The following is a 12,043-nucleotide window of genomic DNA, read 5'->3' on the forward strand; positions in this document are numbered from 1 at the left end:
CCATCAGATCTCGACCTGGGTACCGAGTTCGATTACCCGGTTCGGCGGGATCTCAAACTGGTCAGGCGCGCGCAGCGCATTACGCTGCAGCGCCAGGAAGAGCTTGCCGCGCAGGCGCAGATACCAGGGGCGTTTGCCCATAATCAGCGACTCGTGCGACATAAAGAACGAGGTCTCCATCATCCGGCAGTTAAGCCCTTCCAGCCCGCAGCGGTGGAAGATCTCCTCTACATTCGGCGTTTCGCGCCAGCCGTAGCTGGCCACCACGCGCCAGAAAGTCGGCGACAGCTGTTCGATGGCGACGCGGCGCACGTTATGCACGTAAGGCGCATCCTCGGTGCGCAGCGTCAAAAAGACCACGCGCTCGTGCAGCACCTTGTTGTGTTTGAGGTTGTGCAGCAGCGCAAAGGGGATCACGTTTAGCGCACGCGACATATAGACGGCGGTGCCCGGCACGCGCACCGGCGGCGATTTCTCCAGCGAGGCGATCATCGCCTCCAGCGAGTTGCCGTGCTCGTGCATCCGGCGCAGCAGGCGAAAGCGTTCGCTCTTCCAGGTCGTCATAATCAGGAACATGATCAGACCCAGACAGATGGGCAGCCAGCCGCCGGAGAAGAGCTTAATCAGGTTGGCAGAGAAGAGCGGCACGTCGATGCAGAGAAACAGCGTCAGGATCAGGCCGACCGCCAGCCGGTTCCAGTGCCAGTTTTTCACTGCGACGGTACAGGAGAGAATCGAGGTCAGCACCATAGTGCCGGTGACCGCGATGCCGTAAGCCGCCGCCAGGTTGCTGGAGTGTTCAAAGCTGATAATCACGATCAGCACGGCGAAATAGAGCACCCAGTTGATCATCGGCACGTAGATCTGACCGGACTCCATCTCCGAGGTATGGATAATGCGCATGCCAGGCAGATAGCCCAGACGCACCGCCTGGCGCGTCAGCGAGAAGACGCCGGAGATCACCGCCTGCGAGGCGATCACCGTCGCCAGCGTCGCCAGAATCAGCAGCGGGATCAGCGCCCAGTCCGGCGCCAGCAGGAAGAAGGGATTTTTTATCGCTTTGGGATCGCTGAGCAGCAGCGCGCCCTGACCGAAATAGTTCAGCACCAGCGAGGGCAGCACCACGATAAACCAGGCGATGCGAATCGGCATTTTGCCGAAGTGGCCCATATCCGCATAGAGCGCTTCCACGCCGGTAATCGCCAGCACCACCGCGCCCAGCGCAAAGAACGAGATGGTTTTGTAGTGCACGAAGAAACTGACCGCCCAGGAGGGATTAAGCGCCTGCAGCACTTCCGGATTCTTCATGATGCCGGTAACGCCCAGCACCGCCAGCGTGGCGAACCAGATCAGCATCACCGGGGCGAAGAGTTTGCCCACCATGCCGGTGCCGTGCTTCTGGATCATAAACAGCAGCGTCAGCACCGCGATAGAGAGCGGGACGATAAAGGGATCGAGTGAGGGCGCGGCGATCTCCAGCCCTTCAATCGCCGACATCACGGATATGGCGGGCGTAATCACCACCTCGCCATAAAAGAAGCTGCCGCCGATCAGGCCCATAATGACCAGCACCGCCGTGGCGCGCGCGCCGGTATTGCGGCCCGCCAGCGACATCAGGGTTAAAATGCCGCCCTCGCCGGCGTTGTCCGCGCGCATGACGTAGCTGATATATTTCAGCGACACCACCAGCAGCAGCAGCCAGAAAATCAGCGACAGAAAGCCGAAAACCGCTTCGCGCTCAACGCCGAAACCAAACTGACCGGAGAGGCATTCACGCAAGGTATAGAGCGGGCTGGTGCCGATATCGCCATACACTACGCCAATCGCGGCCAGCGTTAACGCACTAAGTGATTGCTTGTTATCCGAGCTCATAGAGTTATCTTTTGTTGGAGCAGAGAGGCGCAACACCCCATCGCTCTTGCTGTCAAAAAGCGCACAGTATGCACCTGTTTTCTAAAAAACCCATCCCGCACTTTCATCAATGCTATTAGCGCTGACGATTTTTCTGGCGGCATTATGCGATGATTGGATTTTGTGACACAAAAAAAGCGGACGGCAATCAACGCTTTCACGCATCATAATCAGTAGAGTAGTGCGCCTGACACAATAAGACGGCAGCAGTAACAGAAGGACAATGAAGTGATTATGGCTCAACCCCATCTTTTGGCAGAAAGAATTTCTCGTCTCAGCAATGCCCTCGAGAAGGGTCTGTATGAACGCCACGACGCTATTCGCCTCTGCCTGCTGGCGGCGCTGAGCGGTGAAAGCGTGTTTTTGCTTGGCCCGCCGGGCATCGCCAAGAGCCTGATCGCCCGCCGCCTGAAATACGCTTTTCAGCACGCCCGCGCGTTTGAATACCTGATGACGCGCTTCTCGACGCCGGAAGAGGTGTTCGGCCCGCTGTCGATTCAGGCGTTAAAAGATGAAGGCCGCTACCAGCGCCTGACGAAAGGCTATCTGCCTGACGCGGAGATCGTGTTTCTCGACGAAATCTGGAAGGCGGGACCCGCCATCCTCAATACCCTGCTGACCGCCATTAACGAGCGCCGCTTCCGCAATGGCGACAGCGAAGAAAAAATTCCGATGCGCCTGCTGGTCACCGCCTCGAACGAACTGCCGGAAGCGGACAGCGGGCTGGAAGCGCTCTACGACCGCATGCTAATCCGTCTCTGGCTCGACAACGTGCATGAGAAGCAAAACTTTCGCAGCATGCTGACCCACCAGCAGGATGAAAACGCCAATCCGGTCGCGGAATCGCTGCGCATCAGCGACGAGGAATATCATCAGTGGCAGCAGGGCATTAGCCAGGTCAGCCTGCCGGATAACGTCTTCGAGCTGATCTATCAGCTGCGCCAGCATCTGGAAACCCTCCCCGACGCGCCCTACATCTCCGATCGCCGCTGGAAAAAAGCGATTCACCTGCTGCAGGCGAGCGCCTTCTACAGCGGCCGCAGCGCCATCGCGCCAATCGACCTTATCCTGTTGAAAGATTGCCTGTGGCACGACGTCGCCTCTATGCAGGTGCTGGAGCGCGCCATTGACCAGCTGATGACGCAGCAGGCGTGGCAGCAGCAGACGCTGCTGCTCAGGCTGCAGCAGCTCAAGGCGCGACGCCTGGCGCTACAGCAGCAGCAAAGCGTGGCGCAGGCGATCACGCTGGAAAAACACAGCGGCATGTTCAGCCGCAAGCCGCACTACGAGCTGCCAGCCAGCCTGGCGGAGCCGCAGCTGACCCTGATGCTGCAGCAGCCGCTGACGCTGCACGATATGCAGGTTACCCATGTGGTGATCGCCCGCGAGGCGCTGGAGCAGTGGCTGCTGAAGGGCGGCGACGTGCGCGGCAAGCTGAACGGTATCGGTTTCGCCCAGACGCTCGATCTGCTGGTGGACGCGCAGCACTGTCTGGCGCTGCGCGACGTCAGCCTGCAAACGGCGCGCCTGACGCTGCCTGGCGCCGTTGCGCACAGCGAACTGCCGGCTGAAATCAGCGAGGCGCTGGACGAGCTGGATACCCAGCTGCGCGCGCAGCGCCATCAGTTCAGCCAGCATCAGCGCTGCCTGTTTATCAGCGATGACTGGCTGGCGCGCATCGAAACCAGCCTGCAGGACGTGGCCGATCAGCTGAAACAGGCGCGTAAATGATCTCGCTGGAGACGCTCAGCGCGCTGCTCTCCATCGGCGAAGCCGAACTGATTGAAGAGCTGATCCTCGCGCTGCTCGCCTCCCCGCAGCTGGCGATCTTCTTTGAAAAATTCCCCGGTCTGAAGCAGGCGATGTTGCGCGACGTGCCGCGCTGGAAAGCGGAGATCAACGCCGAGCTGAAAGCGACGCCGGTACCGGAAACGCTGGCCGACGAGTTTCAGCTGTTTCAACGCGCGCAGCTGCTCAGCCATCACGACTTCAGCCAGCAGCTGCCCGAGATACTCGAGGCGCTGACTCAGCTGCCTTCGCCCTTCCTGGAAGAAGCGCAGCGCCTGTTGCAGCATACCGACGCGCATCAGCTAAGCGGCGCGCAGCATACGCTGTTTCTGCAGCGCTGGCGTCTCAGCCTGACGCTGCAGACGCTGACGCTTAACGAACAGCTGCTGGAGCAGCAGCGCGAACGCCTGATGGCCGAGCTGCAGCAGCGTATGGCGCTGAGCGGCCAGCTGGCGCCCTTGCTGAGCGACAACGACGAGGCGGCGGCCGGCCGCTTATGGGATATGAGCAAAGCCCCGCTGCAGCACGGCGACTATCAGCTGATGCTGGAGTATGGTGACTTTCTGGCGCAGCAGCCGGAGCTGCTGGCGCTGGCGCAACAGCTGGGCCGCAGCCGCGAGGCGAAATCGGTGCCATCGCAGGATGCGCCGCTGGAGGCTTTCCATCAGCTGGTGCGCGAGCCGGACGCGGTGCCTGAAGAGGTGAGCGGCATTCACCAGAGCGACGACGTGCTGCGTTTGCTGCCGCCGGAGCTGGCGACCATCAGCATCAGCGAGCTGGAGCTGGAATTTTATCGTCGCCTGGTGGAAAAACGGCTGCTGACTTACAAACTGCAGGGCGATGCCTGGCATGAAAAAGTCACGCTGCGCCCGGTCAGCCACCAGCAGCACGAAGAGCAGCCGCGCGGCCCCTTTATCGTCTGCGTCGATACCTCCGGCTCGATGGGCGGCTTCAATGAGCGCTGCGCCAAAGCGTTCTGCCTGGCGCTGCTGAAGGTGGCGCTGGCCGATCGCCGCCGCTGCTACATTATGCTGTTTGCCCACGACGTTATCGGCTACGAGCTCACCGGCGACGACGGGCTGGAGCAGGCGATCCGCTTTCTCAGCCAGCGCTTTCGCGGCGGCACCGACCTCGCTGCCTGTCTGGCAGCCGTGGCAAAGCGTATGGAGGGCGCGCTGTGGCAGGACGCCGACGCCGTGGTGGTCTCCGATTTTATCGCCCAGCGCCTGCCCGACGAGATCGTCAGCCTGATTAAGCTGCGTCAGCTGCAACAACAGCAGCGCTTTCACGCCGTGGCAATGTCGGCCCACGGCAAACCCGGCATTCTGCGCATTTTCGATCATATCTGGCGCTTCGATACCGGCATGAAAAGCCGCCTGCTGCGCCGCTGGCGGCGTTAGTCACGGGGCAGAAACCCCGATTTGCTATAGTGAATTACCCGCTGTGTTTATTCAGCTAACGGAGTTCACTGTGACAACCGCACAACAACATCAAAATCTACCGGCGCCGACCCGTACGGTACGCCTTTCCGGCAGCAGCGTTGCAGAGAAACGCGCCGAGCTGCTGGCTTACTACACGCAAACCTGGGAATTGTATGAAAGCCTGTTCGATTGCCTTGCCGACGAGCGCGCCTGGTTTACCAAAGCCATTACGCTGCGCCATCCTTTAATCTTCTATTTTGGCCACACCGCCTCTTTCTATATCAATAAGCTGATGGCGGGCCGCTATATCGATGCGCGCGTCGACGATCGCATCGAGGCGATGATGGCGATCGGCGTGGATGAGATGAGCTGGGACGATCTCGATGAGAGCCACTACGCCTGGCCCAGCGTGCAGGAGGTGCGGGACTACCGCGGCAAAGTGAAAAGCCTGGTGACGCGCTTTATCGAAACCATGCCGCTGACGTTGCCGATCGACTGGGAAAGTCCGGCCTGGGTGATCCTGATGGGTATCGAGCATGAGCGTATCCATCTGGAAACCTCCAGCGTGCTGATGCGCCAGCTGCCTGTCGAATGGGTTAAGCCGCAGCCGCAGTGGCCAGCCTGTCAGGAGGCGCGACGCGTACGCGACGCGGTGCCGGCCAACAGCCTGGTCGCCATGCCTGGCGGCGTCGTGACGCAGGGAAAAAGCGACGATACCTACGGCTGGGACAACGAATACGGCAGCCAGACGACAGAACTTCAGCCGTTCAAGGCCAGCAAAATGCTGGTCAGCAATGCCGAATTTTTCGAATTCGTCGCGGCGGGCGGTTACCAGCAGCGCCAGTACTGGGACGACGAAGGCTGGGGCTGGCGCAGCTTTGCCGAGGCGCAGATGCCGACCTTTTGGGTTGGCGATGTGCAACAGCCGGACGCGTTAAAGCTGCGTCTGATGACCGAAGAGGTTGCGATGCCCTGGGACTGGCCGGCGGAAGTCAATCAGCTGGAGGCCGCCGCGTTTTGCCGCTGGAAAGCAGAGCAGACCGGCGCCGCCGTGCAGCTGCCGTGCGAGGCGGAATGGATGCAGCTGCGCGAGCAGGTCGAGGGCGATCAGCCTGAGTGGCAGCAGGCGCCGGGCAACCTTAACCTGGCCTACTGGGCCTCATCCTGCGCCGTCGATCGTTTCGCCCAGGGCGACTTTTTCGACATCGTGGGCAACGTCTGGCAGTGGACCACTACGCCGATCAACGGCTTTGAAGGATTTCGCGTGCATCCGCTCTACGATGACTTCTCTACGCCGACCTTCGACGGCAAGCATTCGATCATCAAGGGCGGCAGCTGGATCTCCACCGGCAACGAGGCGCTGAAGTCGTCGCGCTACGCCTTTCGCCGCCACTTTTTCCAGCATGCGGGATTCCGCTACGTCGTCTCCTCCCATAAAGAATCGATGACGCTCAACCCCTACGAAACCGACGATATGGTGTCGCAGTATCTCGACTTCCAGTACGGCCCGCGCTATTTCGGCGTCGACAACTACGCTGAATCGCTGGTGGCGCTGGCGCTGCCCCACTGCGCGTCACGCGGCAGCGCGCTCGATATCGGCTGCGCCACCGGCCGCGCCAGCTTCGAACTGGCACGCCATTTCGAACGGGTGATCGGGATGGATTATTCGGCGCGTTTTATCGACGTGGCGCTGCAGCTCGCCTCGGGCGAGGATTTCCGCTACGTGGTGCCGGAAGAGGGCGATCTGGTGGACTATCGCCAGGTGCGCCTGAAAGATTTTGGTCTCGACGTCGAACAGGCGCGGCGTATTCAGTTCGTGCAGGGCGACGCCTGCAACCTGAAACCGCAGCCTGCTCAGTACGATCTGGTGCTGGCCGCTAACCTGATCGATCGCCTGCGTCAGCCGCAGCGCTTTCTACAGGATATCGCGCCGATGATACGCTCCGGCGGTCTGCTGCTGCTCGCCTCGCCTTATACCTGGCTGGAAGCCTTCACGCCGAAAGAGAACTGGCTGGGCGGCATCCGCGAAAACGGCGAGGCGCTCACTACCCTGCAGGCGCTGCAACGGCTGCTGGCAGCGGAGTTCGAGCCGATCGGCGCGCCGCAGGACCAGCCTTTCGTGATCCGCGAAACCGCGCGCAAGTATCAGCATTCGCTGGCTCAGGTCACGCTGTGGCGTAAGCGTTAATCCTGACGGCAGCGGCAAACGCCGCTGCCGGAGATTGCCTGACGCCGCTTTTTACTGCACATTCTCCTCTGTTCAAAGAAGAAGAGCTGACATGAGGATGATATGGCCGAATCACTGCAACTGGACAACCTGGATCGCGGGATCCTGAATGCGCTGCTGGACAATGCCCGCACCGCTTACGCCGAGCTGGCGAAACAGTTCAACGTCAGTCCGGGCACCATCCATGTTCGCGTGGAGAAAATGAAACAGGCCGGCATTATTCTCGGCACCCGCGTGGAGATCGATCCCCGTCAGCTGGGTTTCGACGTCTGCTGCTTCATCGGCATCATTCTGAAGAGCGCGCGCGACTATCCTGCCGCGCTGAGCAAGCTGGAGGCGCTCGACGAAGTGGTCGAGGCCTGGTACACCACCGGACACTACAGCATCTTTATTAAGGTGATGTGCCGATCTATCGACGCGTTGCAGCAGGTACTGATCAACAAGATCCAGACCATTGACGAAATCCAGTCCACCGAAACCCTGATCTCGCTGCAAAACCCGATCATGCGCACCATCAAACCCTGATCTTTTTTTTCTGTGCACAATTTTATCCCACGCGAACGCCGCCTGCGCCAACGGCTGCGTTCGCATCCTCATTTCTATTAACCCTGTTTTCCACAGGTGGATCACGGCTTGATCACAGCGTACAATGCTCGCCTTTATTCCGGGAGAGCATCATGGCCGACATTACTTTAATCAGTGGCAGCACGCTGGGCAGCGCCGAATATGTGGCCGAACATCTGGAAGAGAAACTGCAGGAAGCGGGTTTTTCCACGCAGCTGCTGCACGGCCCGGCGCTGGACGAGCTGCCGCAGCAGGGGATCTGGCTGGTGGTGAGCTCTACCCACGGCGCAGGCGAACTGCCGGATAATCTGCAGCCTTTATATGAGGCGATTGCGGAAACCCAGCCCGACCTGTCGGCGTTGCGCTTCGGTGCGATCGGCCTCGGCAACCATGAATACGATCTCTTCTGCGGCGCCATTCGTTCACTGGACGCGCTGTTGATCGCTCGTGGGGCACAGCGCATTGGCGAGCGGCTGGAAATCGACGTGCTGGAACACGAGATCCCTGAAGATCCGGCCGAAGCCTGGCTAAGCGGCTGGATGGCTCATCTCTGAGCGGATCCTTTGCCACAGGGGATCGGGTATTTCGCAGGATCCCCAGTTAAAACGTCTGTTTTTATTCGATCGCGTTCGCTTTTTTTGTGGATAACTACACTTGATTGCTGCGTAAAACCGGTAGTTATCCCAAGAACAACCGCTGATGCTTTTGTGAGCTGTGCATAACTTGCTATTTTGATCCCAGCTTATACGGATCAGGATCACCGATCATTCACAGCAAAGGATCCTCGCTATCTGGCTGATAAACTATCGCTTTTGACGCTTATCCACAGGCAGTCGCGATCCTAATAAAGAGATCTAACAGAAAGATCATATACAGGATAAAGATCCTTTCTTTTAAACCCGCAGATCCCGCCGCTTTCACCCTCGGCGGAATTTCAGTAGAATCCACCGCCCAGGGCGACGATCCCTGCCAGTTCATCAACGAGGTACCACTTCATGTTTTATCCAGATCCTTTTGACGTCATCGTAATCGGTGGTGGTCATGCGGGCACAGAAGCCGCGATGGCCGCTGCCCGAATGGGTCAGCAAACTCTGTTACTCACCCATAACATTGATACGCTTGGACAAATGTCCTGTAACCCGGCGATTGGTGGCATTGGAAAAGGACATCTGGTTAAGGAAGTGGATGCCTTAGGCGGTCTGATGGCCACGGCGATCGACAAGGCGGGCATTCAGTTTAGGATACTAAACAGCAGCAAAGGCCCGGCGGTGCGCGCTACCCGCGCGCAGGCGGATCGCGTGCTATATCGCCAGGCGGTACGCACCGCGCTGGAGAACCAGCCCAACCTGATGATCTTCCAGCAGGCGGTAGACGATCTTATCGTCGAAAACGATCGCGTCGTGGGCGCCGTCACGCAGATGGGGCTGAAGTTCCGCGCCAAAGCCGTGGTGCTCACCGTCGGAACCTTCCTCGACGGCAAAATTCATATCGGGCTGGATAACTACAGCGGCGGTCGCGCAGGCGATCCGCCGTCGATTCCGCTGGCGAAGCGTCTGCGTGCGCTGCCGCTGCGCGTCAGCCGTCTGAAAACCGGTACGCCGCCGCGCATTGACGCGCGCACTATCGATTTTTCTGTGCTCAGCCCGCAGCATGGCGACAACCCGATGCCGGTCTTCTCGTTCATGGGCGATGCCTCGCAGCATCCGCAGCAGGTTCCCTGCTGGATCACCTATACCAACGAGCAGACCCACGAGGTGATCCGCAATAACCTCGATCGCAGCCCGATGTATGCCGGGATCATCGAGGGGATCGGCCCACGCTACTGTCCGTCGATCGAAGACAAGGTGATGCGCTTCGCCGACCGCAACGCGCATCAGATCTTCCTGGAGCCTGAAGGGCTGACCAGCAACGAAATTTACCCGAACGGCATCTCTACCAGCCTGCCGTTCGACGTGCAGATGCAGATCGTGCGCTCGATGAAGGGTCTGGAGAACGCGAAAATCGTTCGCCCGGGTTACGCGATCGAGTATGACTTTTTCGATCCGCGCGATCTCAAGCCGACGCTGGAGAGCAAATATATTCACGGACTGTTCTTCGCCGGCCAGATCAACGGCACCACCGGCTACGAAGAGGCGGCGGCGCAAGGACTGCTGGCAGGACTTAACGCCGGACGCTGCTCCGCCGACAAAGAGGGCTGGGCGCCGCGTCGCGATCAGGCCTACCTCGGCGTGCTGGTGGACGATCTCTGCACCCTCGGTACCAAAGAGCCGTACCGCATGTTTACCTCGCGCGCAGAGTATCGCCTGATGCTGCGCGAAGATAACGCCGATCTCCGTCTGACCGAAACCGGCCGCGAGCTGGGTCTGGTGGACGACGCCCGCTGGGCACGCTTCAACCAGAAGCTGGAGGCAATTGAGCAGGAGCGTCAGCGCCTGCGCGATATCTGGGTCCATCCGAGGTCGGAAAACGTCGCGGAAGTAAATACGCTGCTCAATAGCGCGCTGACCAAAGAGGCGAGCGGAGAAGATCTGCTGCGTCGTCCAGAGCTTACCTACGCTCAACTTACCGCGCTGCCGAGCTTCGGCCCGTCGCTGCCTGACGCGCAGGCGGCCGAGCAGGTTGAGATTCAGGTGAAGTACGAAGGCTACATCGCGCGCCAGCAGGAAGAGATCGATCGACAACTGCGCAATGAAAATACGCTGCTGCCGGCCGAGCTGGATTATCGTCAGGTCAACGGCCTGTCGAACGAAGTCATTGCCAAGCTCAACGATCATAAGCCTTCATCGATCGGCCAGGCGTCGCGCATCTCCGGCATCACGCCGGCGGCGATTTCGATTTTGTTGATTTACCTGAAAAAACAAGGGCTGCTGCGCAAAAGCGCCTGACCTGAAACGGGGCGAGGCCGCTCGCCCCCGCTGACTGGATTTATGCTGTGATCACAAAACTCGCTTCGCTGCTTAAGGCAGCCGGTATTTCCCTCTCCGATCAACAAAAAGAGCAGCTGGTCGCCTACGTCGGCCTGCTGGATAAGTGGAATAAAGCCTACAACCTGACGTCGGTGCGCGATCCACAGCAGATGCTGGTGCGCCATATTCTCGACAGCATCGTGGTGGCGCCTCATCTGAAGGGCGAACGCTTTATCGACGTGGGCACCGGACCTGGCCTGCCGGGCATTCCGCTCGCCATCGTGCTGCCGCAGGTGCACTTTACGCTGCTCGACAGCCTGGGCAAACGCGTGCGTTTTCTGCGCCAGGTTCAGCATGAGCTGGGTTTACCCAACATCACGCCGGTGCAGAGCAGGGTAGAGACGTTTCCCTCTGAGCCGCCATTCGACGGCGTTATCAGCCGCGCGTTCGCCTCGCTGCAGGATATGGTGAACTGGTGTCATCATCTGCCTTCCGCGCAGGGACAATTTTATGCGCTGAAAGGGGTACGTCCCGACGATGAAATCGCCAGCCTGCCAGCCGGTTTTCGTCTGATTTCAGTCGAGGCGCTACAGGTTCCTGAGCTGGACGGCGAGCGTCACCTGGTGATCATCGGACGCGAATAGCCCTAAACAGCGCAGGGATTAAGGCGTTCAACGTCATTTGCCTTACTCAATGCGCTGGTCATAAAACCGGCAGTTGATTTCCCAGTACGCTGCGATTTTAAACGTGACGGCAGTAAAATAACGTTAACAGACTTGCCGGAAATTATCCGAAAAGCTCTGTTACATTTAACGATTAATTCACATTTATTTATCAGGAAGATCACTTCCACCGCTTCTGCAGGGCGGGCAGATAATCACGCTGGAAAATATATCAGGGTAATAACTCCGCGTGCGTAATATCAATTTAACGTTCTTGCCACACTCTGTGATGTCAATCAGCTGTTTTTATCGAAAATAAGGTCAGCTTGAGGTGGCGAAAATATTATCCCACTGTTTTTAAAGGCGTTAACGGCGAATTAATAGACGCCACTATTGCTCGTCAGCAAATTTGAATAGTGGGGCAGTGTTTAGAATGTGATCTAAAGCACGCTTTAAACGCAAGCCGGAAGCCAAATTAGCGCGGGGCAGGTCCATAATTTCGCCTGGCAATCTTTGGAAAAATAGCCGTTCGGAAAGAAATTTAAATAATTGTTCACCTTTTGG

At 58.8% G+C, this 12,043-nt stretch carries 8 protein-coding genes; 7 read left to right on the forward strand and 1 reads right to left on the reverse strand.

All coding sequences use genetic code 11. The annotated features are described in order from the left end of the window. Positions 1-3: 3 nt before the first annotated feature. Positions 4-1,872 (reverse strand): low affinity potassium transporter Kup, encoded by a 1,869-nt coding sequence (gene kup, locus PVE98_RS19580; protein WP_033755365.1) that lies wholly within the window; start codon positions 1,870-1,872, stop codon positions 4-6. 273 nt (positions 1,873-2,145) lie between these two features. On the opposite strand from kup, the gene ravA reads away from it, so the two are divergent. The 7 genes from ravA to rsmG all read left to right on the forward strand — a co-directional run bounded on the left by ravA (position 2,146) and on the right by rsmG (position 11,461). Then, complete coding sequence (gene ravA, locus PVE98_RS19585; protein WP_033755367.1) at positions 2,146-3,642, forward strand: ATPase RavA; 1,497 nt, start codon at positions 2,146-2,148, stop codon at positions 3,640-3,642. Next, on the forward strand, positions 3,639-5,099 hold the full coding sequence (gene viaA / locus PVE98_RS19590; protein ID WP_096072291.1) for an ATPase RavA stimulator ViaA: 1,461 nt from the start codon (positions 3,639-3,641) through the stop codon (positions 5,097-5,099). The genes ravA and viaA overlap by 4 nt, the downstream gene beginning before the upstream one ends. A 70-nt stretch (positions 5,100-5,169) precedes the next feature. Beyond that, positions 5,170-7,308: a 5-histidylcysteine sulfoxide synthase gene (gene ovoA, locus PVE98_RS19595; protein ID WP_033755373.1), complete on the forward strand. Its 2,139-nt coding sequence runs from the start codon at positions 5,170-5,172 to the stop codon at positions 7,306-7,308. Positions 7,309-7,410: 102 nt separating this feature from the next. Beyond that, positions 7,411-7,872, forward strand: a complete 462-nt coding sequence (asnC, locus tag PVE98_RS19600) for a transcriptional regulator AsnC (RefSeq protein WP_033755376.1) — start codon at positions 7,411-7,413, stop codon at positions 7,870-7,872. 152 nt (positions 7,873-8,024) lie between these two features. Beyond that, positions 8,025-8,465, forward strand: coding sequence for an FMN-binding protein MioC (gene mioC, locus PVE98_RS19605; RefSeq protein ID WP_313620076.1), 441 nt, complete (start codon positions 8,025-8,027; stop codon positions 8,463-8,465). A gap of 441 nt (positions 8,466-8,906) precedes the next feature. Then, a complete protein-coding gene (gene mnmG / locus PVE98_RS19610) occupies positions 8,907-10,796 on the forward strand; it encodes a tRNA uridine-5-carboxymethylaminomethyl(34) synthesis enzyme MnmG (RefSeq protein WP_096072288.1) in 1,890 nt (629 codons plus the stop codon). Positions 10,797-10,843: 47 nt separating this feature from the next. Beyond that, positions 10,844-11,461 (forward strand): 16S rRNA (guanine(527)-N(7))-methyltransferase RsmG, encoded by a 618-nt coding sequence (gene rsmG / locus PVE98_RS19615; RefSeq protein ID WP_333620473.1) that lies wholly within the window; start codon positions 10,844-10,846, stop codon positions 11,459-11,461. Positions 11,462-12,043 lie beyond the last annotated feature (582 nt).

The sequence above is a fragment of the Pantoea sp. GABEPS69 genome (genome assembly GCF_045780835.1).
GTDB lineage: Bacteria > Pseudomonadota > Gammaproteobacteria > Enterobacterales > Enterobacteriaceae > Pantoea > Pantoea septica.